Here is a 23,383-nt window from a genome sequence, read left to right on the forward strand (position 1 = left end):
CCGCGCTAGCGAGGCGGAAAGGGATAGCGATCGCGAACGAGTGTTTGATGCCCCGTGATTCGAAAACGGCCCTGAACCTGGCGGATGCGGGCCGATGCAGTGCTGGACGGGCCTCAATCGGTGGCCGGTCCGCTTCCGTGTCGTTCATTTCGTGCGGCCCGGGAGACCGCGAGGAAGGTCTGCGGCGTACTCGCGGTGATGCTGTCGGGGTAAAGCTCGATCCCGACCCCGCTCATCGGTGGTCAGTGAACGTGGGAAGCGTCTGGGTACCGCCCTACCCGTCCGGCAGCCGGCCGGATGGCGGGCAGGTCCACCGTCGGCTGACGGTGCCCAGGCGTGGCAGAGCCCTCGTAGTAGTCCGGGCGCGGGAGAGCCGCGCACATGGCGAAGGAGGGCAGCAGATTTGCGGTGAGGACTGGTCGAGAGGAGGTCGGCGGTGAATACCGTCGCGCCGTGGCCGACATTCCGTGCGGCGGAGGCCCGGGTACTTCATGTCCAGACCAAGCTGCACAAGTGGGCAACAACCGATCCGAACAAGCAGTTTCCCGATCTGTTCAACCTCGTCGCCGACCTGGGCACCTTGCGGGTGGCCTGGCTACGGGTGCGGACCAATCGGGGTGCCCGCAGCGCCGGGGTCGACGGTGTCACCTGCTCGCACGTCGAGCAGCAGGTCGGCGAGGAGCCGTTTCTACGGCTGCTTCGTGACCGGCTCAAGGACGGCACCTACCGACCCGAACCCGTGCGGGAACGCGCGATCCCGAAGAAGGGCGGCAAGGTCCGCCGGCTCGGGATCGCCACCGTTGCCGACCGGGTGGTGCAGATGGCAGTCAAACTCGTGCTGGAACCCATCTTCGAACCCGACCAGTATCGGTCCAGCTACGCCTACCGACCGGGGCGCCGAGCACAGGACGCGGTAGCCGAGATCGTGCACTACATCAACAACGGCTACACGTGGGCGGTCGAGGGCGACATCGAAGGCTGCTTCGACAACATCAGGCACAGCGCTGTTGTCGAACACATCCGGCGACGCGTCACCGACCGCAAAGTCATCAACCTGTGCAAGGCGTTCCTGAAGGCCGGTGTGCTCACCGAACTCGGCCGGCTCGAACGACGAGTGTCCGGCACGCCTCAGGGTGGCATCATCAGCCCGCTGTTCGCCAACCTCGCACTGTCCGCCCTGGACGAGCCCTTCCAAGCGGCCTGGGCGGCCACGTCGAAGTACCGCAACCAGCGCACCTACCTGCGGTCCAAGGGCATCGCCACCTACCGGCTGATCCGGTACTCCGATGACTTCGTCATCATGGTGCACGGCTCCCAGACCCAGGCAGAGACCCTGAAGGCCGACACCGCAACCCTCCTGGCCAGCCAGGGACTGCGGCTGTCGGAAGCGAAGACGCACATCACCCACGTGGACAACGGTTTTGACTTCCTCGGCTTCCGCATCCAGCGACGAGCACGGGAAGGCAAGACCGCCTGCGCCTACACCTTCATGTCACCGGCCAACTTCGAGGCCGTCAAACGCAAGGTCAAGGCGTGGACCAGACGCAACCGGCTCAACCTGACCCTGCTGGACATCCTGGAGGCCATCAACCCGATCCTTCGGGGCGTGGCCAACTATTTCCGGCACGCCGCGGTCAAGCGGACCCTGCACTACCTCACCTGGTACACCTGGTGGCGGGTCATGCGGTGGCTCCGCGCGAAGCATCCCAAGGCGAACTGGACGTGGCTCAGGAAACGCTACTTCGGCAAGGACAGAATCAGCCAAGCGGGCGTGACCCTCTTCCGGCCCGATTCGGTACCTGTGACCCGGTACCGCTACCGCGGATCGAAGATCCCCACGCCGTGGAACGCGGCAACTGCAACAGGCTGAACACCCACCCGCACATCTGTGGAGAGCCCGGTGCCGGGACGACCGGCACGCCGGGTTCGGGGAGCGGGCCGGGGAAACGGACCACCCGAAACGGTGGCACCGCGCCCCGGTCCGACTCCATTCCTCCCGTGTTCTTACGGGTTCCGCCCCGGACGCCGGGCTCATGACGCGGTGGCCGAGATCCGTTACCTGGCCACGAATCCACGTCGTTACGAGTGGATCGTGGAGGGTGACATCAAGGCCTGCTTCGACGAGATCGACCACACCGCCCTGATGGGGCGGGTTCGTGGCCGGATCGCCGACAAACGCGTCCTGGACCTGGTGAAGGCGTTCCTGAAAGCGGGGATCTTCGGTGAGGACCGCCAATTTCAGGAGACCAACGCCGGAACACCGCAGGGGTCGATCCTGTCTCCGCTGCTCAGCAACGTCGCCTTGACGGTGCTGGACGAGCACATCGCCCAGCGGCCCGGAGGTCCGGGCACGAGCCCAGGCGTGAAAGCGGGGCGGTTGCGGCGTGGCCTGCCGAACTTCAAGCTGGTCCGGTATGCCGACGACTGGTGCCTGATGATCAGAGGCGGCCAGCCCGACGCCGTGACGCTGCGGGACGAGATTGCCGGGGTGTTGTTGTCGACGATGGGCCTGCGCCTGTCACCGGACAAGACCCTGATCACCCATATCGACGAGGGCGTGGACTTCCTCGGATGGCGCATCCAGCGCCACCGCAAGAAGGGCACCAACCGGCACTTCATCTATACCTATCCGGCCAAGAAATCGCTGAAAGCGGTCATGGCGAAGGTGAAGAAGCTGTGCCGACAGGTCGAGGTGAACCAGCCACTGGACGAGCTGATCCGACGGCTCAACCAGGCAGTACGCGGCTGGTGCGCCTACTTCCGGCCCGGCGTGTCATCAGCGACCTTCGCCTATCTCAGCCACTACCTGTGGCAACGAGTATGGCGATGGCTGCGATCCAAACACCGCCGATCCACCTGGAAGGAACTACGCCGTCAATACTGCGGCGGCGGCTGGTGGCCGCGCGGGCAGCGGGAACTGTTCGACCCGGAAACGCTGGGCACGACCCGGTATCGCTACCGCGGCTCGATCATCCCGTCGCCATGGCCAGCAGCCTGATGAGGAACTCATGAGCCCTTTGCGGCTTGTGGAGAGCCCGGTGCATTGAAAGGTGCACGCCGGGTTCGGGAAGCGGTCCGGGGAAACGGACCAGCCCCTGCGGGCTGGCACCGCGTCCCGGGCCGACTTCACCGACCCGACCCGGCGACGGTCATGAGGTTCATCGACGAACACCGTGACCGGTACGCGGTCGCGCTCCTGCTACGGGTCCTGGGCATCGGGGCGTCGACGTTCTACGGCTGGATCGCCGCGGCTGCGGCGCCATGCGAGCGGGACGAGGTCGACCGGGGCCTGCTGTCCATCATCTTCGAGATCTGGACCGCGTCCGGGTGCACCTACGGCGCGGACCGGGTCCATCAGCAGCTACGCCGCGACGGGATCCGGGTCGGGCGTAAGCGGGTCGAGCGGCTGATGGCGGCACAGGGTTGGCAGGGGGCGTTCCTGCGCCGTGGCTGGCGCGGCGGGTCGACGAAGCAGAACCCGGCGCCCACGCCGGCGCCGGACCGGGTCAACCGCAACTTCACCGCGGTCGCACCGAACCGGTTGTGGGTCGCCGATGCCACCCGGATCCCTTGTGGCGAAGGGGTTTTCTGGCTCGCTGCGGTCCGGGATGCGTTCTCCCGCCGCATCGTCGGTTGGAAGACGTCTGACCGCTGCGACACCGATCTCGTCCTCGGCGCGCTCGAGTACGGCATCTGGACGCGTGACGTCCGCGACCAACAGTTGATCCACCACTCCGACCGCGGGTCGACCTACACGTCGTTCCGGTTCACCAATCGACTGGCCGACAACGGAATCCTGCCGTCGATGGGCTCGGTCGGCGACTCCTACGACAACGCCCTGATGGAGAACTTCTTCTCCACCCTGAAGATCGAACTGGTCTACCGCAACGCCTGGCGCACCCGCGACGAGGCCGAGAACGCGATCTTCGCCTACATCGACGGCTGGTACAACACCCGCCGCATCCAACGCGAAATCGGCTACCTCAGCCCCGACGAGTACGAGAACGCCTGGCATCTCACCAAAGCAGCTATCGTTGCGCCTGAGCCAACCGGCGGCAGGTAACAACCACTCCGCGAAAGCGGGGGGACCTCAATGCTGTCGTCGGCGGCGTCGACCGGTACGACGTAGGACACCAGATGCTGTGCCGGTTCGGCCGGCTTGGCCCGCCGAAACACATCATCGGTGCGGTCCAGCCACCGCAGTACCTGCCTCCGGTGCTCAGATTCGAGTTCGTCGACCGGGTCCAACTGGGCCACCATCTCGCGCACGAGTGCGACCGTGGAACGCATCCCCGCATGATGACAGCTGCGGCAGCCGATCCGGTGGGTGGGGCGTCGCCGCGCTCAGGGATCGGTGCGGGGCGGGTCGCCGTCCGGGTGCGGCCCGGTGTCCGGCCGGTTTTCGTGGCCTCGCGGGCCGGCTTTGCCGGCGATCTGCCGCTGCAGCTGCGCGGCGAGGGCGATGGTTTCGCCGGAGGGCTCTTCGTCGATCTCGTCGAGGGCGTCGCGCAGCCGTTGCAGCCGGGTCCGGATGCCGGCGGCGTCGCCGATGCGGGCCAGGGTGCGCATCGCGTGGCGGGTGGCGTCCTCGTTGTAGGCGTCGAGGTTGGCGGCGGCCTGGGCGAGCGTGGCGGCCTGGGTGGGGTCGTGGTCGGCGAGCAGGTTGGCCAGGTGCAGGCGGGCGCGCACGCCGTGGCGGCGGATCTGTTCGCGGGGTTGTTCGATCCAGTCGTAGTCGTGGCCGTCGGCGAGGCCACCGGTGTGGATGTCGACCGCGTCGCGGAGTGCGGCGATCCGGGCGGCCGGGTCGGTGGCGGTGCCGGCGCGGCGCAACGCGTCGGACATCCGCCACACGTCGATGTCCACCACGTCGGTGTTGAGGATGTACCGGCCGCCGGTGTTGATCACCGGTTCGATCTTGTCGTCGCCAGCGGCCTGCCTTATCCGGCCGCGTAGGTTGCCGACCTCGGTGGACAGCCGTTCGCCGGCGCGGCGCACGGTGGCCGTCGGCCAGAACGCCTCCATGATGTCGTCCAAGTCGGCGCCGTCGCGGTGCACGGCGAGGTAGATCAGCAGCTGTCGGGCGTGGCTGCGCAGGCCGCCGACGGTGGTGCCGTCCCGGTCGAGAATGGTCGGCTCGCCGAGCAGACCGATGCGGACCGGCTGGCGCCGGCGGGGCCGCAGCGGCGGACCCGGTTCGGTGTCGTCCGGTTCGGTGTCGTCCGGCTCGGTGTGCGCTGGCTCGGTGTCGTCCGGCTCGGCCGTGGTGTGTTCGGCGGCTGGTGCGGCAGAAGGTTCGGGTTGCTCGACCGGGTCAGCGGTGGGCGCTTCGCCCGGGGCGGAGTCGGCGACCGGCGCGGCTGGCGCCACGGGCGACTCGACAACACCCGGGTCCTGGGCAGCCGGCTCCGTCGTGGCATCAACGGGTGTGTCGTCGGCGGGCGGTGTCGGCTGGACCGGCACGCGCGCGCCGCCGGCCTGACCGTGGGTGGTGTGGGTGTCGTGGCCGGGTTCGGGCTGTGCGAGCGGGGCGGGTTGTCCGGTGTGGGCCTCGCGCAGTACGTGCAGCAGTTGCATAGTGGTCGGTGCGTCCAGGACGGCCAGCCGCTGGCCGTCGTCGGCGTTGGTGTTTCCGTCGGTGTGGACGGTGACGGTGTCGCCGCGGGGCCATTCGCCGAGCAGGACCGCGCTGATCTGCAGTGGGGTGCCCAGGTGCAGGGTGGTGGACAGGCGGGCACGCAGCTCCGGCGGGGGGACCTCGGCCAGCAGCAGCACCGGCGGCATCGGCGGATGGTACGGATCCGCGGCGCGTAGTTCGGGCAGGTCGGCCGCGTCGTATTCCTGGAGTTGGCGGCGCCGCTCGATGAGTAGCTCCTCGACGCGCATCAGCGCGTCGGACAGTGTCGGGGTCACGGTGAGCCGGGGAATGGCGCCGATCTCGACCGAGTGGGCACCGAGCAGTGTGGTCAGGGCGTCGGCGGGGATGACGACCTGGCCGCGGGCGTCGGGGTCGGCGGGGCTGCCGGTGGACAGGGTGGCCACCAGCAGAGCCCGGGCGGCCGGTTCGGCACCAGGGCCGGTCAGGCCGAGCCCACCGGCCGGGACCTGGTCGGCCAGGCCGGCCAGGTCGACGCCGCTGGGCCCGATCGGCGGCAGTTCGAACTCGTCGGTGTTCGCGTCGGCGTACTCGGCCACTGTGGGCTGTGGTGGTGCCGGCGGTGGGTCGAGCAGGTCCGGGCGTTGTTCCCGCACGGCGTGGCGCAGCCGGTTGACCACCGGCGGCAGAGGCCGCAGTTCCGGGTCGTCCAACGGTTCGTCGCGGACCGGGCGGGGCACGTAGCGGTGACGGCGACGGAGCCAGACCATCGCGGCGGCGGCGATCAACGCGGCGGCCAACGGCAGCCCGACCCAGCCGCCGGGCAGGTCGACACCCTGCCCGTCATCGGCGTGCGGGGCCGGCGCTGCCGCGTCGCTGGACGCCGACGGCGGTGGGGAACCGGCGGCGCCGGTTGACGAGGCGGCGCCCGCCGATGACGGCACTGTGCTGGGCTCGGGCACCACCCCATCCGGGTCGGCGGGTGTCGACGCGGTGGAATTCGGCGTGGGGCTGGCCGATGGAGACGCGGACGGGCTTGCGGACGGGCTTGCGGACGGGCTTGCGGACGGGCTTGCGGACGGGCTTGCGGACGGGCTTGCGGACGGGGTGGCGCCGGGCGTGGGTTCCGGCTGCGCCGGCTGCCCGCCCGGCGGTGGCTGCGCCGGCGGCGGGGGGCCGGGGACGACGAGTTGGCCGGTGGCATGGGGTCGGGGGCCGCGGTCGTGGGCGTCGGCGGGCAGTACCACCCGCCACCCGGACTCCCAATGGTCAGGGAACCGGTTGTCGCGGTGTTCCCACTGCGGGTTGAGCCGCTCGATGTCGACGTAGCGGGCCCCGTCGCCGAGGAACCGCTCGGCCACGGCGACCATCCAGTCTCCGCGGGCGACCTCGTAGACCGGCAGCTGCGGTTGTCCCGCCCGGTGCGCCGAGACCGGAACCGTGGTGATGGCGGCGGCCGGTCCCGCAGTCGTGGCGCCGCTCGCCATGGCGGTCGTCGTGGCAGTTGTCGTGGCGGGGCTCGCGGACGCGGGCTGTGCGGTGGCCACCGCGGAGGTGGCGTGGCCGGCCACGGAGACGACCGGGGCGGCGATCAGGACGCTGGCGGTCACCCCGGCGACCAGCCACCCGGCGAGGGTTTGCAGCGGTGCCACCAGCCGCAGCTGCGGTGCCGGTACGCCGCGGACGGCGGCGGCGACCTCGACGATCAGGCAGAGCACGAACGCGGCCCACAGCACCCACAACGCGAGGGCGAGCACCTTGAGCACGAGGGTGTCAGACACCGGCGCCGTCAGCGCCTGCACCACCTGGTCCAGGCTGGCCGGTAGCCGGTCGGGCACCGGGGCCCCGATCTGGGTGGTCAGCCCGTACGGGATGCCGGCCACGATCGCCGCCAGCAGCCCGGCCTTGACCAGCCGGGCCAGCACCGCGCCGATCAGCCGCACGATCGATCGCAGCAGGCCAGACACCACGCTCACGTCACCTCCCTTCCGCCGCTGGTTGTCTGTCCGGTTGTGGTCATGCCGTGGTCGCGGGCACCGCGGTCGCCGTCGCCGTCATCGAGATCGACGACACTCCGATCGCGTCGAGCAGCAATGTCGGCTGCGCGTGGGTCACCGTCACCGACACCTGCGTAGGTGTCGCGGTGGCTGTGCCGGTCACCCCGGCGGTGCGTAGGAACTGCTCGGCCGTCGCCTGCGCCGCGGCCGGGTTGAGCCGGACCACACCTTCGTTGCGTAGCGCGGCCAGGTCGAGCTGGTTGGCCCCGGCCCGGGCGGCCTGCTGCGCGACGTCCAGGGCCGCCACCCGGGCGGCCATCGCGTTGCCGCCATCGAGGACCGCCCCGGACAACAGGGCGACGACGATCACCACACCGATCGCCCATGCGGTGCCAGAACCCCGGTCCTCGCGCAACCTGGCACGAAGCCCGGCCGCGCACCGCCGCTCGGGCCACCACCGCCGGGCCACCGCGATCCGCCGCCACCCGGCCGCTGCGATCGGCTGCCGCAGGACGCGGCCTGCCGGCCGGTGCCGGTCGTGGTGGCGGCTCATGTGACCCACCGGAGCATGCACACGCCGACGGCGACGACGAGTACCGCCGCGGCGACCGCTGTGACGAGCATCGACAGGGGGGCCGTGGTCGCGCCTCCCGCCGCCATCGCCTCGGCGAGATCGAACAGGGCGCGCTGCGTCTGCGGGTCCTCGTCGAGGATCGCCCGGCAGTCCTCACCGCACTCGGGGTCATCGACATGGGCGGCGACATCGGCCAGATACGTCGCGAACCGGGCGTCAGCGTCAGCATCGGCGTTACGGTCGGTGTCAGCGATCGGCGGGACGTCCGGCTCGGGCACAGGCGAGGTCATGCGTCGGCTCCGTTCACGATGCGAGCCGGTGGCGGAAGCCCTTCGGCACGTCGGTTCGCGGCGGACGGTCCGTCAGGATTTGTGAACCCGAGGGCAACGTCGCGGTAGGTGTCGATGACGGCGTGGGCGGTGGCCGACCCGGTCAGGGTGCCCGGCAACGCGAGGCCGCTGAGGCCGGCGGTGCTCATCGTGCACGTCACCGTGACCGCGACCCGGCCGCCGCGCACGAACGTGCTGGTGTCCACGGACACGGCCAGGGGGTTGCAGGTGCGGCCGTGCCCGGCCAGGTTCGCCCGCGCGGCCTTGGCCGCGGCGGTCTGCGCGGCCTGCGGGGTGCGGGCCAGCGACGCCGCGCGGGCGGCGGCCGACGCGGTGGCGTTCAGGTCCAGCCGTACCCCGGCCACCCGCGTACAGAAGATCGCGAACATGGCCATCAGCGCGGCGAGGGGCAGCACGAGCACGGCCATCTCCACCGACACCGACCCGGCATCCTGTCGACCGTGATGGCGGCGGTGCCGCCGAACGGGTCGGACCCGGACGTGCATCCCGGTCACCTCCTTCAAGGCATCAGATCGGATTTCACGAGATCGGGATGAGGACCTCGACCGGTCCCGAGACAGTGGCGCCGACCGGCAGGGTCAGGAACGGAATCACCTGCACCGCTGTGCCTTTGACGGTGACGGTGGCGGTGGTGGCGTTGCGGGTGGCGGCGAACTCGGGCCCGACGACCAGGTTGCCGTGGATGTCAGCCAGGACGGTGGCGGCGTCGGCCTGCCCGGCGGCGGCGGTGCCGCCCTGTACCCGGGTTGTCTGCAGGGCGTGGTTGGCGGCGTAGCGGCAGGCCAGGTCGCCCAGCCCCCAGGCGGCGGCCTGCACGCCGATCAGCAGCGCGGCCAGCATGACCGCGGTGTAGCCGACCATCTCCACCGACGTGGAGCCCCGGTCGGAGCGGCGCCTGGGTCGTCGAAGCAGGGTGATCATGCGGTATCTCCGTGGGGTCGGTGACCGTTATGGAGCCACGGTGCGGGCGCGCCGTTGTGCGGCGCGGCGGTCGACTGCGGGTGGGTGCGCTGGGCAGAGGTGGCGCGGGCTTCGGCGTGGGCCTCGCGGTAACGGCGGGCGGCCTTGCGGCCGACGCCGCTGGCGTCGTTGGCCCGCCCGGCGGCGCGGGCCAGGTCCGCACCGGACGGCTCCTGGCCGGCGGCCACGCCGCGGCGCCACAACTCGTACATGGCGGCGTCTTCGTCGCTGACCGGCTCGTAATGACCGGTCACGTCGAGGACCACTGGCTGTGTCGGCGCGGCGACGGCAACCGTCGACGTGGCGACCTGGGCCGATGCGGAGACCGGGGCTGGTGTCGACATGTCACGGTGCGTCGACGTGTCCGCGGCGCCGTCGTGGTCGGGTACGGCCACAGCCGGGTGCGGGATGCGGCGGCCGACGCCGGTGACAGCTCCTGCACCAGAGTCTGCGGTCGGCACGGGCTCGGCGTCGCTAGCCCGCCGCACCGACGCATCGGCGGCAACCGGCCCGGCCGTCAACGTCGCGTCGCGCCCGGGATCGGACTTGCCGTCCGCCGACGACTGGGGCAGCCACACCGCAGCCACCGGCCGCCGGCCGTTTGGGTGACCGGTCGGCACCGTGACAGGGTCGGCGTGGCGGTCAGATGAACCGCCCGATGCGCCCGTGGTAGCCGCGGCCGGTGACGCCGTGGCCAGACGGCCGCCGAGTTCCATCAAGCAGACGCTGCCGACCAGAATCAACCCGTCAACCGACAGTGGCAGCAGGTACGCCGATGCGCCGGTCTCGCCGTAGCGGGCGGCGACACCCGCCATGTGCCAATACGATACCCAGGCAGCGATCCCGGCGATCGCCGCGGTGGCCAGCCGCCGCACCACCGCAAGCCACCGACGGTGGACCGGCACCCGGGAAATGAGTTCGACGGTGAGCAGCAACGCGACCGGCGGCCACGCCGCAATCGCCTGACTGATCAGATGCGGCTGGGCGTGCAACACGTTCGCGCACACCGACGCGCCGACGCCAAGGCTCAGCACGGCACGAACACCCCACCGAAGTCGCTTCAGCTGACGCACGTCACTCACGGCATCATCCATTCCGCATCAGATGATCTGTCACTACCGCCAGATCGCCTACAGCTACACGTGTCCGACCGGTATCTCTGGCGACCCAACTACGGCTACTACTGGTGCTGCTGCGCGCGCAGCAACAACGGTTTCGGGGGTTCTTCACCGGCTGGGCGGTCACCAGCCCAGGGTGATCGACAGCCCGTTTGCGAAGTCCCGTAGCTTGGTGCGGAAGATCCCGCCGACCACGCCGACGACGATGGTGATCGCCGCGGCCCAGAGGATCTTGTCGGCGGTTTCCATGCCGGCGTCCGGCTGTCGCCGCAACCGCCGCGCCTGGTCGGCGACAACGAGGGCGGTGCGGATGTACAGGCCAAGCAGTATGCGGTTGAGCATTGATGGCTCCTCCCCGTATGCAGCGGTTTGGTTGCGTGGCGTGGTGGACGTTCGTCGCCTCGCCGCCGGTCGTGCTGATGGCTGGTGCGGATCGGCGGCGGTCAGGTGAGCTTCAGGACGATGACCGTGACAGCCGTGCCGGCGATGAGTAGCCAGGTCATGATCCACAGGACGCGGTCTTCAGTCATGGCGAGAAGCTCCGGTTCGCCGGGGTGCGGCGCGCGGGGCCTCGTTCGACGCGGTACGGGTACAAGGTGGATCTCCTCTGGTGTGACAGTGCTGCTGCAGTTGGTGGTGTTCTAGAGGCTCTGGGTGATGCCGACGATTGGCGGGTACAGCAGAAAGATCAGGTAGGCGAAGCCGAGGACGAGTAGCGGCGCCGACATGCGCGAGCTGGCTTTCTCCGCCTCGGTTTCCATCTCGCTGGTCGCGGCGGCCCGCATCGCCGCGGCGCGGGCGGTCAACGACGCCCGCACGCGGGCGCCTTCTGTACCGGCCAGCGACATCGCGGCGGCCAGCTCGGCCAGCTCGCTGACCGCGGTGTCCTCGCCGAGCTGCCCCAACGCCTGCCACGGTGGTTGGCGCAGCACCCGCGCTGTGGCGAGGGTCTGCCGCAGCCGGTCAGCGGCCCAGCCGGTGCAGATGTCGGACGCTTCGTCGACGGCCTGTTCGACGCCGGCGCCGCGGGCCAGGCTGATCGACAGCAGGTTCAGCATCAGGGCGAGGGTGTGCCGCAGCTGCGACCGCCGCCGTTCGGCCTGGGCGTGCAGGCTCGCGTCCGCCCGCCGGAACCCAATCGCGCCGCCGAGGATCGCCAGCCACAGCGGCACCTGCCCGGAGAATCCCGCCGCTGCCGCGGCAACCGGGATGATCAAGGCACCGAACAGCACGGCGGCGGACTGTTCGGCCAGGTGTTGGGCGGGGTCCTTGTCCAGTACCGCGAGGTCTTCCCGGACCCGGGTCCGGGGCAGGCCGAGCCGCCGGGCCGGTGCGGCCAGCAGGTGGTAGAGCCGTTGCCGGCCGGCCGGCGGGGGCGAGGGTGGGCGGCGCAGCAACTCCAACACGTGCGCCAGGGCCGGCCGTGGTGGCCGCAGCCCGTACACGGCCAGGGCCAGACCGAGGCCGGCGCCGGCGCCGGTGACCAGTTCGCCGATCATCGCGTCACCGCCACCGTGGTCGGGCTTGTGTCCGGGCTGGTGTCTGGTGCGGCGTCCAGCGCCAGGACCCGGTCGGGTTCGGCCTGGCGGGACAGCCGGTGCAGCCAGCGGAACCCGATCGCGAACAGCAGCCCGACGAACGCGAGCATGATCTGCCCGGTGGTGCTGTCGTAGGGGGCGAGGAAGCCGCGGTTGAACACGACCAGCCCGATCGCCATGGCGAGGGTAGTTCCGATGATCATGCGGGCGTCGGTGGCGGCTTTGGCGCGGCTGCGTTCGACCCGCCGCTGCGCGGCGACGTCTTCGCGGGTGGCGGCGGCGAGCAGCCCGAGGGGTTCGGCGAGCTTGCCGGCGCCCTGCGTGGACGCGAGGAGCAGCGCGGCGACGACGGTGTCGGCGACTGGGTCGGCCAGGTCGGTGGCGAACGCGCGCAGCGCGTCGGGTAGCCGCACCCCGCGGCGCAGCGACTCGGCCAGGCCGACCACCTGAGGCCGGATCGCGGCCGGGATGGTCGCCGCGGTGGCCATGATGGTCTGTTCCAGCCCGGCCGCCGCGGACAGCGTGTCGCGCAGCGATTCGGTCCAGGTGGCGACCGCTTCCAGGCGGCGTAGCCGGGCAGCGCGGGCGCGTTCGGCGCCCATCAACATGCTCGGGAGCGCCCATACCGCCAGGCCGGCCAGGACGCCGCCGACCAGCCACCCGGTGACCAGTGCGACCACGGCGGCGGCGACGAGGACCGCGGCCAGGTGTACCGGCCCGCTCCCGCCGGCCAGCCGCGCGATCGCCGTGCCGGGTGCGTTGTCGGGCCGGGGCCGGCGTCGAAGCCCGCCGGCGAGAATGAGCAGGCCGAGCCCGACGCCGGCGCCGTACAACACCGCCAACAACATGGCTCGGTCACCACCTGTCCGTATCGAGCAGCGCCGGGTCGAACCCGGCCGCGATGAGCCGGTCGAGGGTTTCGCCGCGGACCTGGGTGGCTGGTATCGCCCGCCGGTCGGGGCCGGGCCGGTACACCTCGTTGGACACGATGTGTTCGCCGTCGCTGTCGATCACCTCGCGGATGCTGGACACGACCCGGGTGCCGTCGGGGGTCATCCCGAGGTGGATCACCACGTGGACGGCGTCGGCGATCAGGGCCATGGCGGCGTCCCGCGGGTACAGCGCCGGTGGTTCCATGGCGTAGGTGACCAGCTTGAGCAGCGCCTGGCGTGAGTCGGAGGCGTGCACGGTGGCCATCGACCCGTCGATGCCGATGCTCATGGCCTTGGCCATCGGCACCACCTCGGCGCCGCGGACCTCGCCGACGATGACCCGGTTCGGGGTCATCCGCAGGCTGGCGCGGATCAGCCGGTTCATGTCGTAGCCGCCGGCGTCCTCGATGTTGGGCTCGCGGGTTTGGGAGCGGACCAGGTCTGGGTGGTCTTCGCGGGACAGGTTCAGCTCGTAGGCGTCCTCGATGGTGATGATCCGCTCGTGGCGGGGGATCGCGTGGGCGAGGGCGCGCAGCAGGGTGGTCTTGCCTGCGGCCGGGCCGCCGCAGACGACGATGTTGCGGCGGGCGCGGACCATCGCGGTGAACAGGTGCGCCATGCAGGTGGTCATTTCCCGCTTGTCGACCAAGTCGGCGAGGCTGACCCGCTTGAGCGGGTGCAGCCGGATCGACACCGACACCCGGTCGGTGACGTCCTGCAACGCGAACAGCCGTTCCCCATCCGGGAGCTGCATCGACAGTTCGGGTTGGCCCCGGTCGAAGCGCCGCTCGTGGGCGCCCCGCGCGGCGAGGGCCCGCAGCAACGCGATCAGGTCCTCATCGGAGGCGGCGACCGGGGCGACCTGGTGGCGGCTGCCGTCGCGGCGGATCACGAACACCGAATTGTGGCCGTTGATGTTGATGGTCTCGATGTCCGGGTCGTCCAGCAGCGGCTGCAACCCGCCCAGGCCGACGAACTCGTCTCGCAGCGCCTGCCGTACCCGGGCTTCGGTGTCGGCGTCCAGCGGCGCCCGCGACTCGCGCAGGGCTTGGCGGGCGTAGTTGTCCAACGCCACCGTGATCAGCTGCTCGACTGTCGCGGCCCGGCTGGCTGGCAGCAGGTGCCCGGCCGTGGCCGCCGCGGTGATCTGGTCGGCCAGCACCGGCCGCAGTGTCTGCACCGCTGCGGTTTCGTCGTCTGGGCGGCCGGCGCGGCCGTTGCCCGGCCCATGCAGTTCGGTCATCGCCGTCCCACCACCTGACCGATGACCGGCGGGACCGCGTGGAGTTCGGCGATCCAGTTCACCTGCTCGACGTCGCGGAACTCCGCCTGCAACGACAACGCGAGGGCTCGCGCCGCCCGCAGCAGCTCCAGCCGGTTCAAGCCCCACCGGGCGCTGGCCTGCCCGGCCAACACCGCAGCGGCGCGGCGGTCGTCCGGCACCAGCGCGGCCACCGGCAGCCCGACCACGTGGGCGATCTCCTCCGGTGGGACGAACGGCCGCCCGGTCAGCACCAGCCGTACCGACGCGCGTCGGCCCGGCAGTGCCAGCAGGGCGTCCCGGCGGACCTGGACCGCGTCGACGCCGTCCAACCCGGCCCGGGTCACCACCAGCAACAGGTCGGAGATGGCGGCGATCGGCAACGCCGGGGAGTGCCAATCCAGCCGGCCCACATCCACCACGACCAGCCGCTCCCGGGCCGCTGCTCGCAGTACGTCCAGCCCGCCACCGTCAACCAGGGCAGCCACCGCGGACACCGCCTGCGGCGTCGCCGGGGCCGCCGACCCGAACACCACCTCGACGCCCAGCGGCAGCCGCTGCGCGTAGGCGGTCAGGTCGACGCCGGTGGCGCCGCGGCGGGCGTCGGCGGCCAGCTCGGCCAGGCCCGGCTCGCGGTGGTGGCCGAACCGGAACGCCAGATCAGCACCGGCCGGGTCGGCTTCGACGAGCACGGCGTTGGCCTTCGGCCACCGGGCGGCCAGCGCCACCGCCAGGGTGGTGACCCCGAACCCCTTGGCCGCCCCGATCGTGACCAGCATTGCCGATCACCCCTCACCCTGGACGATCAGCGCCACCTCGCCCGGGGCGCCGGCCACCCGCACCGCATCGGGGGAGGTCATCAGCAGCGATACCACGCTCGCGCCCGTGCCGTCGGCGGCGGTCACCGACACCACCGTCGCTGAAACCTGCACCGGGTTCGCGCCCGGCGACGAACCGGTGCCGGACTGGGTCGGCACCACCAGCACTAGGACGCGGGCGCCGGCCGCCAGGCCGTCCGGGGCACGGCCCGGCTTCACCGAAACCGCCACCAGCGACTGCCCGGACGGAGGCCACGCCGCCGGTCCGAGCATCGACTCCGACAGCAGCGTGTTGGCCGCCACCGGCAGCCGCAGCGTGCGGCCGATCACCGACGACTGCTGGGTCTCGGCGACCACGGCCAGGGCAGCGTCCGGCACGATCCGCACCACGGTCAGGTCCGCGGCCGACAGCGTGTGCCCGGCCGGTACCGCGCGGGCCAGCGTCAACACCGCGGTCCGCGGATCGACGCGTAGTGCCGTGATCGCGAACGCCACCGCGCACGCCAGCACCAGCAGCGCACCCAGCACGATGTGCGGGGTGCTGCGCCGCCGGCGCACACTCACCGTCGGCGCGTCCCGCCGGGCGGCGTCGGACTGGCGGGCCGGTCCCGTCTGCAGTGACGTCATCGCTCACTCACCCCGTTGCCGTGTTCAATGCGCCAGCCTCGACCACCCGCAGGATCAGCTCCGCCGTCGTGGTCAGGTCCGGCCGTGTGCCCGACTCGCCGCCGCCCGACCAGCTGATCTGCCACGTCACCGTGGCCCGCACCGTGTACGCCCCGCCCGGTGCGGCCGGGGTGGTGTACGTGTGCCCGCAGGTCGGCGACGCCTTGGACGGATCAGTGCCCGGCGTCCACGCGGTTCCCTGGCCGTTGCAGGTCACCGTCCGGCCGTCACCCATCGACCAGGAGACACTGGTCGGCTTCGCCGTGGCCGTCACCGTCAACCCGCCGGCCGACGCCGACGCCGACCGCGTACCCCACGAACCGGAGTCCACCCACAACCATGTCGGCACGTACACCACCTGCGCCGGCCGATCGTCCGAACCCAGCTTGACCACGGGGTTCAGCCGGATGACCGGAGCGGGCAGCCGCAACCGGTTGACCGCCTGGTCCGCCAACAGGTCAATGCTCGGACCCTGCCCGGCGAACAACCGGAACCTGACGAACCCCGGCGGCCAGTCATTCCTCAACGGGTCACCGCACGAGCCGACGTACCACCGCTCGGGCGGCACCGCCGGACCACCCAACGCCTCGGCCGCGGCAAGCTCCGTGCCCGTCGCCGGCTGGTACCAACAGCCGTCCCCGCCGAACCACCCCTTTCCCGGGATGTAGCAAGGAACAACACGGCCCTGCCAGTCGCGGCACTCCGCACTCCCGCCGCCACCACCGCCACCGCCGTTACCTGGAGAACGCGGTACCGACGGATCAACCACACACTCCGGCGCGGTCGGATTCTGTTCGCAGTTGACGAAGTCGCCGGGCGCGGCGTGGGCGACGCCTGTGAGAGCCGTCAAAGCGATCAGGGTCCCGCCAATGAGGGCAAGTGCTCGGCTAGTCAAGTGCATGAGCCCACCTCGTGGAGTCCGAAGCTGGTGACCTTCCACGCGCCGTCGCCCTGCCGCTCCACTGTGGCGAGGCACAGGCGTTGCCCGCCCGGCTTATCGCTGTAGGCGGGCCCAGGCGAGGCGCGGACGATCCGCGCTTTGCTGTCGTCAAGGCAATCGCGAATGCCGACCTTGGTCGGAGACGTTGTCGGCGCAACCTCCGTCACGCGCGGCGCGAGCGTGAACTCACCCTCGCCCTTCAACCCCTGGTCCCGCACGTCGCGCACCCCACCCGTGAGGGTCTTCAGCGCATTCCCCGTCGCGTATCGCGCGAGCTCGGGGCTGTCAGGATCGGGGGAAGCGAGTACCCGCACGTAGGCGTCCCACATGCCGCGGTACGCCGCGACCGCGTCCCGCACGCTGGCGGCATCCGAGTCGGCCGGCGTCGACGAGGGCACCCGCAACGAGATCGTCGGACTCGGGCCGGCCCCAGGCGCCTTTGACGAATCATCGCCGCACGCCGCAACGAAGATCACGGTCAGTGCCAGATAGGTCAGCAGACAAGAGATCTTTGCCATGTGACGTTCCTCCCCAGGCAACTCGACGACGGTAAACCCGCACCCCACACCTATCGCAACGTGCGCATCATCGATGCGCACCTTTCATGCGTAGCAAAGATGCGCAGGTGCGGTGCGGTTCGATCTGGGTCAGTCGAGGGTCAGCGTCGGCTGCCTCTTGCCCGCCGGCAGCGGTCGTCGCACACTGTGGCCAGCGGCAGACTTGAACGTCGGCGCAGCGTCCATCGAACCGCCGCACGAGCTTCCGGGCGGGCGACGAGCCCGGCGTGGGTCAACGGTGAAGGAGCGTCATGGCAGCGATTGAGGAGCAGCTCCGCCGGGCCGCCGACCTGCTCTCTCAGCCACTCCTCCTCGAAGTGCTGGCCGCGGTCGAGGCCGGCGGTACACCTTCCGACGCTCTGACCGACGAGGCCGATCGAGCCGCCTTCGACGCTGCCGTGGAACGGTTGACCGCGATGGGCGTGTTAGGTCCCGTCGGCTCCGATGACAGCGGACCTGCCGCGTTGACACCGCGGGGGGAGGAACTCCTCGTCCTGCTCAACGAACTTGCGCAGCAAGTCCCGCCAGCGGCTCGGGCCGGCCACGAACAGTAGTCGAACCCGCTGTCGTTGCTCCATCTGAACAAACGCATCATTGGGCGGATAGGCGCACGTTTGCGCAAACAGCCTTGACAACAATGCATACTCCTCGTTTGAGTGTCGTTTCGTAGCGTCAGATCCGATCGTCGAGCACGGCGGAGGCGCGCGATGAGCTGCCGGGGGTGGTGAGTCCGCTGAGCCTTGACGATCTGCGTGAACTCATCGACATCTTCCGACATCGCTGGGATCCGATCATTCTGGTCCTACTGGCCGATCGTCCTCGCCGGCGCAAGGAACTGACCCAGGAAGTCCGTGACGGAAGCGGGGAGCACATCGCCGACGGCGTCTTGTCCGAAGTCCTGACTCGGCTGCAGACCGACGGCATGATCGTCAAGGACAAGAGCGGTGCGAACCACGTCGTATATCGGGCAACGCAGGCCGCGCTAACCACTGTCGCTCGCCTGCGCCGCATCAGCGACCTCGACGCCAACGGCCCGCCGCTGCGCCCACGACTGTCTTGGCCGGAACCGCCCGAGGAGAGCACGCGGATGACCGACAACCCGGCCGACTCGGACTCGCCGCTCAACACCGAGGTACCGCACAGCGCCCGGGTCTGGAACTACTGGCTCGGCGGCAAAGACAACTTCGCCATCGATCGTGAAGTCGGCGACCAGGTCAAAGAGGCGTTCCCCGACATCGTCCCCATCGCACGAGAGTCACGCAGATTCCTCGGCCGTGCAGTGCAGTTCCTCGCTGGCGACATCGGCATTCGCCAGTTTCTCGACATCGGCACCGGCCTACCCACCGCCGACAACACGCACGAAGTCGCGCAACGCATTTCGCCCGAGTGCCGAATCGTGTACGTCGACCACGACCCGCTCGTCCTCGCCCACGCCCGAGCCCTGCTCAACAGTCACGCTGCCGGCACCACCGACTACCTGCAAGCCGACGTCCGCGACGTCACCACCATCCTCGCCGGTGCCACCCGCACCCTCGACCTGTCACAGCCGATCGCCGTCATGATGCTCGGCATACTGGGCAACGTCACCGACTACGACGAGGCACGATCGGTCGTCGACCGCCTGGTCGAAGCGGTGTCCCCTGGCAGCTACCTCGTCATCAACGACGGCACGAACGTCATCAACCCCGAGGCCCGCAACGAAGCGACCCGCATCTCGATCGAGACCGGATTCCCCTACATCGCCCGATCTCCAAAGCAGATCCGTGCCTACTTCCACGCCGTCGATCTCATCGAGCCCGGCGTCGTCTCCTGCAGCCGATGGCGTCCAGACCACGACGCCACACCTCAGGAAGTAGACGCCTTCTGCGGTGTAGCGCGTAAGCGTTGATGCGCCCGTTGGGTGGTCAGCGTCGACATATTGATCGTCGGAGAGCCACTTCGCAGTAGCCGTCAGTAGCATCCATTGCCGCTCTGGCAACGCTGACTGCCAGCTTTCGCCTGGCTGCGTCGCGTGGTGCGACCAAGCATCTCGCGCGACCAAGATGCTTGCCGTACCTCGCTTCGAGGGCCCAACTCGACAACTATGGCTTGATGTCCAGCACCGTTGTGCCGTCAGTCGCGTCGAGGTCCTCGACGTGTCGATCGAGGCCGGCAAACGTTGAGCAGGCGGCAGCGTGTGTCGGCGAGCCAGTTGATCCAACGCATGTTAGCGATGGCCAAAGATGCCTATGACCCCCGCGGGCTGCCAGTCCGGGGTTCGCCGGCCGCCTGCCTCAGCCGGGCGGCCAGTGGCATCAGGGCTGGCCGCGATCGTCGCCCAAGGCTCGTACGGTCAACGTCAGCTCTCGGGTGAGGGTGGCCGCCAGTTCGTCGATCTGGCTGGCCGTGACGACGGTTCCCCGAAGGTTCGAGATGCCGGTGACGGTTGACAGGTCGGTTCCCCGCAGGTCGGCGCCTCGTAGGTCGCAGTCGTGGAGTTCCACCTCGTCGAACCGGCACCGGCTGATCACCAACTGGCCGAGCTGGCAGCGGGTGATCGTGGCGTGATCGAGGTTGCTTTCCAGGAGGGCTGTCGGGCCGGTGCTGCGGACCTGGGTCAGGCTGGCGTAGTCGAGCCGGCAGTTGTCAAAGATGACGTTCTTCAATGTGGTGTCGCTGAGTTGAAGGCCGGTGAGGCGACAGCCGATGAACTCGCACCGTTCGAGTGTCGCCCCCTCCAAGCGTGCCCCGGAAAGGTCGACAAGTTCGAATCGGCAGCCGTACACGGTCGGGCGCTGCCAGGTAGCGCCGGCCAGGTTCACCCGGATGAGGTGGCTCAGCCGGAGGCGGGGTGTGTCGAGTTGGAGGCCGGCCCAGTCGGCGCCGTCGACGAGCGACTCCATTAGCTCGTCGGCGGGCGGGTCCGCGGTGTGGTCAAGGTCGCGGGGGTCGAGATCCGGGGTGAGGATCTTCAGGTCGCCGACCGTTTGGGTGTCCATCGGTTCTCACCGTAGTGACCGGCTGCGGCCGGTGGTGGACCGATGTCTCGATCCACCACCGGGGCGTGCGGTGTGTGGCTACCGGCGGGACCAGTTGTCCCAGGATGGCCGGTTGTCCCATCCGGCCGCCGCGACATGCTGCGGTGTGGGCGCGCCGGGCGTGGTGGACGTGGCCGCGAGGCGGGTCAACGTCGTGGCCGGTGCGCTGGTGAGCGTGGACAGCGGGTTCATGTGATCACCTCCCTTCGGTGAGTTCGGCGGCTGCCGCCCGGACCAGGGCTTGGCGGGTCGTGCGGCAGTAGTGGGTCTCGGCCACGGTGAAGGTGCCGTGTTCGAAGTACCGGTTGCCGGCTTGGGCGCCGCGGCAGAAGTCGAAGAAGCCGCAGTTCGAAGCGCAGGCGTGCAGCGCGGTGGTGAACTCGCGGACGTAGCGCAGCCGGTCGGCGTCGGCGATCATCTGCGGCAGGGAGGCGGTCAACACGTTCCCGGCGATGAAGTCCTGGTAGTCCGCGGCAGTGATGCCTAACAGCTCCGGGGACAGCAGCACGGTTTGACCGTTGAACCCGACCGTCGGGATCGGGTCGAACGGTGCCGCGAGTGGTCGCGGATCGGTCCGGGTGGCGTGCAGGTAGCCGACGAGGCGGTCCAGGTCGCGGACCGACAACGCGTTACCGGCCGTCCGGAGCTGGACCAGCCGCTGCCAGAACCGGTACGCCGCTTGCTCGTCGACGACAGCGCGTTGGCTGCCTTCCTGTTCCTCGATGTTGAACCCCACCGAAGTGCAGCCGAGCATGGTGAAGAACGCGACGAGATCGTCGACCCGGTCGATCGTGTCGGGCGTGACGACGCAGATCGCGGTGAACGGGATCCCGGCCTGCCGGAGCTGGCGCACACCGCGGATGGTCCGGGCGTGGGTGTCGTGGCCGGCCCGGTCGACTCGGTGCCGGTTCGCCCACGGCGGGCCGTCGACGCTGACTCCGACCTGGAACTGAAACGCGGATAGCAGTTCGCACCATCGCTCGTTGAGCAGGGTGGCGTTGGTCTGGATGCCGTGGCGGACCCGACCCGCTGCCCGCAGTGGCTCGAACGGCGCCAGCAGCGCCCGGAAGTGCTCCAAGGGCGTGGCGGTCGGCTCGCCACCATGCCAGACGACGTCCACGGGATGGTCGCTGTCCTGCACGGCGACCGATGCCGCGCAGGCTGCCGCGACCGGGACGGACATGAGCCGCTGGCGGGTGCGGTCCGGCAGGTAGCAGTACGCGCAGTCCAGGTTGCACAGGGTCGTCGGCTGCACGATCAGTGTGTGGAAGGTGCGGGCGACGGTCGCGGCGGCCGACCGATCGGGCAAGGGACGCATGGGGACTCACTCACTCCAAGGGGACTGGCGGCAGGTGCTGGCTCCCATGAACGCGCAGGTCCAGCAGCGCGTGAAGCCGTTGTGCCAATGACGGCAGCCGATGTGCAGACCTCGACAATTGCTCTTCGCGGTGGGCACACTTCACACAGTCACCGTCGTGTGCTGCGGCGGAAGGGGATCACATGGACGCCGCCGACCTGCTGTGGACCTCGGCCGCGATCCACGCCGCTGTCGCCCGCGACGATCCCGGCACCGTGATCCGGCTCGCCCGCCGGGCCGCCGATCTCAACCAGACCGCCCTCGGCCGGCTCTGCGGCTACTCCGCCTCCACCATCTCGCGCATCGAACGCGGCCAGCCCCCGGTCCACGACATCGACGTACGTCGCCGGATCGCCACCGCGCTGGCCATCCCACCCCAGTACCTCGGCCTGGCACCTGCCCCCAAACCGAAGACACCGCCATTGCGCGTGGTGCACCCGCCCCGACCGGACCTGGCGGTTAAGGTCGAGCAGATACCAGCCGTCGAAGGAGATGACCCGGTGCGACGACGGGACCTGCTCACCGGCCTCACAGCCACCGCAGCAGTCTCCACCTGGCCATGGCCAGCGGCCGGGGCATCAAGCGCCAACGCAGAGGTCACGCTCGACGCCCTGCTCACCGCCGCCAGCGTCGATGCCCAACCCGCGCCGACGGTGGAACTGACGCGTGCGCTGACCGCCGCCCAAACAGCATTCACGAAATGCCGGTACAACGACCTCGCCGTGCGCCTGCCCCAGCTCATCGCCGTCACCACGGCGAGCCAGAACACTGCGACCGGGACGCAGCGCGACAACGCCGCCACCGTCCTCGCCGGCGCCTACCAGCTCGCGTCCGAGCTGTGCATCAAGCTCAACGACGACGCCCTTGGCTGGGTCCTCGCCGACCGGGCAATGACGGTCGCCCAGGTCAGCGGTCGGGCCGACAGCATCGCCAGCAGCACCCGCACAGTGGCCATCGCCATGCGCCGAGCCGGCCACCAAGACGCCGCCATCGACCTACTCACCCGCGCCGCACACGGTCTTGACCTTCGCCACCGACCGCCCGACGGTGCCCTTGCCGCCTACGGCTCACTGCTGTGCACCGCCGCCTACAGCAGCGCCCAACGCGGAAACCACGCCCAGGCGGTCGAACTCATCGACGAAGCCGCCGAGGCTGCCGAGCGGCTCACCACGCCACACCTCAGCGCCGGCGTGGCGTTCAGCCCCACCAACGTCAACATCTACAAGATCGCCATATTCACCGCGCTCGGCGACTCCGCCACCGCACTCCGCCACGCCAGCAGCGTCCAGCCAGGGGTTCTCCCCACCCCTGAGCGGCACGCCCGATTCTGTATCGACACCGCCCGCGCCTGGGAACGCCACAGTCGCCCCGACCGCGCCCACCAGGCCCTACGGGCCGCGGAACGGCACGCACCTCAAGAGCTGCGCCGCCCGTCGGTGCGGGACCTGATCTCCAGCCTCCTGTACGGGCCCACGCCGGCACCGCCCGGCCTGCGCGAACTCGCAACGCGGGTCGGCGCCGCGCGTTGACCTCGTACCATTCGGATGTCATCTTGTGAGGGCTTCAGACCCACAGGTGATCGACGGTAGTCGTTTCGAAGGTCAAACGATCTTTCCCGCCATCTGCCAAATCGGATATTGGGCCTAGGGAACGCGCTAGGTGTACAGCCCGAGCGTCGCGCGGGCTGGAAGCGTGTCGCGAA

Annotated in this window: 23 protein-coding genes; 6 read left to right on the top strand and 17 right to left on the bottom strand. The window is 70.0% G+C overall.

What is annotated here, in order from left to right:
- Positions 1 to 436 precede the first annotated feature (436 nt).
- The 3 genes from ltrA (at position 437) to Vau01_RS47980 (ending at position 4,063) form a co-directional block, all read left to right on the top strand.
- The gene (ltrA, locus tag Vau01_RS47970; RefSeq protein ID WP_204007507.1) at positions 437 to 1,870 is read left to right on the top strand and encodes a group II intron reverse transcriptase/maturase; all 1,434 of its coding nucleotides are present in this window, start codon (positions 437 to 439) and stop codon (positions 1,868 to 1,870) included.
- 93 nt (positions 1,871 to 1,963) lie between these two features.
- Positions 1,964 to 2,998: a reverse transcriptase domain-containing protein gene (locus tag Vau01_RS47975; protein ID WP_275424031.1), complete on the top strand. Its 1,035-nt coding sequence runs from the start codon at positions 1,964 to 1,966 to the stop codon at positions 2,996 to 2,998.
- A 45-nt stretch (positions 2,999 to 3,043) separates the two neighbouring features.
- Entirely contained in the window at positions 3,044 to 4,063 is a 1,020-nt protein-coding gene (locus Vau01_RS47980) for an IS3 family transposase (RefSeq protein ID WP_275424032.1), read from the top strand.
- A 281-nt stretch (positions 4,064 to 4,344) separates the two neighbouring features.
- On the opposite strand, the gene Vau01_RS47985 is transcribed toward Vau01_RS47980, so the two are convergent.
- The 14 genes from Vau01_RS47985 to Vau01_RS48050 form a co-directional block, all read right to left on the bottom strand.
- A complete protein-coding gene (locus tag Vau01_RS47985; protein ID WP_204007513.1) occupies positions 4,345 to 7,572 on the bottom strand; it encodes a bacterial transcriptional activator domain-containing protein in 3,228 nt (1,075 codons plus the stop codon).
- Between the two features lie 40 nt (positions 7,573 to 7,612).
- The gene (locus tag Vau01_RS47990; RefSeq protein WP_204007515.1) at positions 7,613 to 8,146 is read right to left on the bottom strand and encodes a pilus assembly protein TadG-related protein; all 534 of its coding nucleotides are present in this window, start codon (positions 8,144 to 8,146) and stop codon (positions 7,613 to 7,615) included.
- A complete protein-coding gene (locus tag Vau01_RS47995) occupies positions 8,143 to 8,457 on the bottom strand; it encodes a hypothetical protein (RefSeq protein WP_204007517.1) in 315 nt (104 codons plus the stop codon). The genes Vau01_RS47990 and Vau01_RS47995 overlap by 4 nt, the downstream gene beginning before the upstream one ends.
- Positions 8,454 to 8,936: a TadE family protein gene (locus tag Vau01_RS48000; RefSeq protein WP_239152495.1), complete on the bottom strand. Its 483-nt coding sequence runs from the start codon at positions 8,934 to 8,936 to the stop codon at positions 8,454 to 8,456. The genes Vau01_RS47995 and Vau01_RS48000 overlap by 4 nt, the downstream gene beginning before the upstream one ends.
- A gap of 100 nt (positions 8,937 to 9,036) precedes the next feature.
- Positions 9,037 to 9,438: a TadE family protein gene (locus Vau01_RS48005; RefSeq protein ID WP_204007521.1), complete on the bottom strand. Its 402-nt coding sequence runs from the start codon at positions 9,436 to 9,438 to the stop codon at positions 9,037 to 9,039.
- A complete protein-coding gene (locus Vau01_RS48010; protein ID WP_373320422.1) occupies positions 9,435 to 10,559 on the bottom strand; it encodes a DUF2637 domain-containing protein in 1,125 nt (374 codons plus the stop codon). Before Vau01_RS48010 ends, Vau01_RS48005 begins: the two co-directional genes overlap by 4 nt.
- A gap of 159 nt (positions 10,560 to 10,718) precedes the next feature.
- On the bottom strand, positions 10,719 to 10,937 hold the full coding sequence (locus Vau01_RS48015; protein ID WP_204007525.1) for a hypothetical protein: 219 nt from the start codon (positions 10,935 to 10,937) through the stop codon (positions 10,719 to 10,721).
- A 299-nt stretch (positions 10,938 to 11,236) separates the two neighbouring features.
- On the bottom strand, positions 11,237 to 12,094 hold the full coding sequence (locus tag Vau01_RS48020) for a type II secretion system F family protein (RefSeq protein WP_204007527.1): 858 nt from the start codon (positions 12,092 to 12,094) through the stop codon (positions 11,237 to 11,239).
- Positions 12,091 to 12,981 (bottom strand): type II secretion system F family protein, encoded by an 891-nt coding sequence (locus tag Vau01_RS48025; RefSeq protein WP_204007529.1) that lies wholly within the window; start codon positions 12,979 to 12,981, stop codon positions 12,091 to 12,093. The genes Vau01_RS48020 and Vau01_RS48025 overlap by 4 nt, the downstream gene beginning before the upstream one ends.
- Before the next feature lie 7 nt (positions 12,982 to 12,988).
- A complete protein-coding gene (locus tag Vau01_RS48030) occupies positions 12,989 to 14,308 on the bottom strand; it encodes a TadA family conjugal transfer-associated ATPase (protein ID WP_204007531.1) in 1,320 nt (439 codons plus the stop codon).
- Positions 14,305 to 15,105, bottom strand: coding sequence for a CpaE/TadZ family protein (locus Vau01_RS48035; RefSeq protein ID WP_204007533.1), 801 nt, complete (start codon positions 15,103 to 15,105; stop codon positions 14,305 to 14,307). Before Vau01_RS48035 ends, Vau01_RS48030 begins: the two co-directional genes overlap by 4 nt.
- 6 nt (positions 15,106 to 15,111) lie before the next feature.
- Positions 15,112 to 15,771 carry an SAF domain-containing protein gene (locus tag Vau01_RS48040; protein ID WP_239152497.1) on the bottom strand — a complete coding sequence of 220 codons (660 nt, stop codon included), beginning with the start codon at positions 15,769 to 15,771 and terminating at the stop codon, positions 15,112 to 15,114.
- A gap of 7 nt (positions 15,772 to 15,778) precedes the next feature.
- Positions 15,779 to 16,660 carry a hypothetical protein gene (locus tag Vau01_RS48045; protein WP_204007535.1) on the bottom strand — a complete coding sequence of 294 codons (882 nt, stop codon included), beginning with the start codon at positions 16,658 to 16,660 and terminating at the stop codon, positions 15,779 to 15,781.
- Between the two features lie 41 nt (positions 16,661 to 16,701).
- Positions 16,702 to 17,268 carry a hypothetical protein gene (locus tag Vau01_RS48050; protein ID WP_204007537.1) on the bottom strand — a complete coding sequence of 189 codons (567 nt, stop codon included), beginning with the start codon at positions 17,266 to 17,268 and terminating at the stop codon, positions 16,702 to 16,704.
- A 290-nt stretch (positions 17,269 to 17,558) separates the two neighbouring features.
- Between Vau01_RS48050 and Vau01_RS48055 the strand changes: the two genes are divergently transcribed.
- The gene (locus Vau01_RS48055) at positions 17,559 to 17,861 is read left to right on the top strand and encodes a hypothetical protein (protein WP_204007539.1); all 303 of its coding nucleotides are present in this window, start codon (positions 17,559 to 17,561) and stop codon (positions 17,859 to 17,861) included.
- A gap of 533 nt (positions 17,862 to 18,394) precedes the next feature.
- Positions 18,395 to 19,195, top strand: coding sequence for an SAM-dependent methyltransferase (locus Vau01_RS48060; protein WP_204007639.1), 801 nt, complete (start codon positions 18,395 to 18,397; stop codon positions 19,193 to 19,195).
- A gap of 406 nt (positions 19,196 to 19,601) precedes the next feature.
- Here the strand turns inward: Vau01_RS48060 and Vau01_RS48065 are convergent, their stop codons facing one another.
- The 3 genes from Vau01_RS48065 to amcB form a co-directional block, all read right to left on the bottom strand.
- Complete coding sequence (locus Vau01_RS48065; RefSeq protein ID WP_204007541.1) at positions 19,602 to 20,285, bottom strand: pentapeptide repeat-containing protein; 684 nt, start codon at positions 20,283 to 20,285, stop codon at positions 19,602 to 19,604.
- A gap of 78 nt (positions 20,286 to 20,363) precedes the next feature.
- Positions 20,364 to 20,516: a hypothetical protein gene (locus Vau01_RS48070; RefSeq protein WP_204007544.1), complete on the bottom strand. Its 153-nt coding sequence runs from the start codon at positions 20,514 to 20,516 to the stop codon at positions 20,364 to 20,366.
- Positions 20,517 to 20,520: 4 nt separating this feature from the next.
- Positions 20,521 to 21,642 carry a cyclophane-forming radical SAM peptide maturase AmcB gene (amcB, locus tag Vau01_RS48075; protein ID WP_204007546.1) on the bottom strand — a complete coding sequence of 374 codons (1,122 nt, stop codon included), beginning with the start codon at positions 21,640 to 21,642 and terminating at the stop codon, positions 20,521 to 20,523.
- A 182-nt stretch (positions 21,643 to 21,824) separates the two neighbouring features.
- Here amcB and Vau01_RS48080 point away from each other — a divergent pair, with 182 nt between their 5' ends.
- The gene (locus Vau01_RS48080; protein WP_204007549.1) at positions 21,825 to 23,210 is read left to right on the top strand and encodes a helix-turn-helix domain-containing protein; all 1,386 of its coding nucleotides are present in this window, start codon (positions 21,825 to 21,827) and stop codon (positions 23,208 to 23,210) included.
- Positions 23,211 to 23,383 lie beyond the last annotated feature (173 nt).

Origin of the sequence: Virgisporangium aurantiacum, from assembly GCF_016863635.1 — a bacterium.
Taxonomy (GTDB): Bacteria; Actinomycetota; Actinomycetes; order Mycobacteriales; family Micromonosporaceae; genus Virgisporangium; species Virgisporangium aurantiacum.

Coding starts and splice junctions, on each gene's coding strand:
- Vau01_RS47990 (WP_204007515.1), bottom strand. CDS start 8,146: ATGAGCCGCCACCACGACCGGCACCGGCCGGCAGGCCGCGTCCTGCGG.
- Vau01_RS47995 (WP_204007517.1), bottom strand. CDS start 8,457: ATGACCTCGCCTGTGCCCGAGCCGGACGTCCCGCCGATCGCTGACACC.
- Vau01_RS48005 (WP_204007521.1), bottom strand. CDS start 9,438: ATGATCACCCTGCTTCGACGACCCAGGCGCCGCTCCGACCGGGGCTCC.
- Vau01_RS48015 (WP_204007525.1), bottom strand. CDS start 10,937: ATGCTCAACCGCATACTGCTTGGCCTGTACATCCGCACCGCCCTCGTT.
- Vau01_RS48020 (WP_204007527.1), bottom strand. CDS start 12,094: ATGATCGGCGAACTGGTCACCGGCGCCGGCGCCGGCCTCGGTCTGGCC.
- Vau01_RS48025 (WP_204007529.1), bottom strand. CDS start 12,981: ATGTTGTTGGCGGTGTTGTACGGCGCCGGCGTCGGGCTCGGCCTGCTC.
- Vau01_RS48030 (WP_204007531.1), bottom strand. CDS start 14,308: ATGACCGAACTGCATGGGCCGGGCAACGGCCGCGCCGGCCGCCCAGAC.
- Vau01_RS48035 (WP_204007533.1), bottom strand. CDS start 15,105: ATGCTGGTCACGATCGGGGCGGCCAAGGGGTTCGGGGTCACCACCCTG.
- Vau01_RS48040 (WP_239152497.1), bottom strand. CDS start 15,771: ATGACGTCACTGCAGACGGGACCGGCCCGCCAGTCCGACGCCGCCCGG.
- Vau01_RS48050 (WP_204007537.1), bottom strand. CDS start 17,268: ATGGCAAAGATCTCTTGTCTGCTGACCTATCTGGCACTGACCGTGATC.
- Vau01_RS48055 (WP_204007539.1), top strand. CDS start 17,559: ATGGCAGCGATTGAGGAGCAGCTCCGCCGGGCCGCCGACCTGCTCTCT.
- Vau01_RS48060 (WP_204007639.1), top strand. CDS start 18,395: ATGACCGACAACCCGGCCGACTCGGACTCGCCGCTCAACACCGAGGTA.
- Vau01_RS48065 (WP_204007541.1), bottom strand. CDS start 20,285: ATGGACACCCAAACGGTCGGCGACCTGAAGATCCTCACCCCGGATCTC.
- Vau01_RS48070 (WP_204007544.1), bottom strand. CDS start 20,516: ATGAACCCGCTGTCCACGCTCACCAGCGCACCGGCCACGACGTTGACC.
- amcB (WP_204007546.1), bottom strand. CDS start 21,642: ATGCGTCCCTTGCCCGATCGGTCGGCCGCCGCGACCGTCGCCCGCACC.
- Vau01_RS48080 (WP_204007549.1), top strand. CDS start 21,825: ATGGACGCCGCCGACCTGCTGTGGACCTCGGCCGCGATCCACGCCGCT.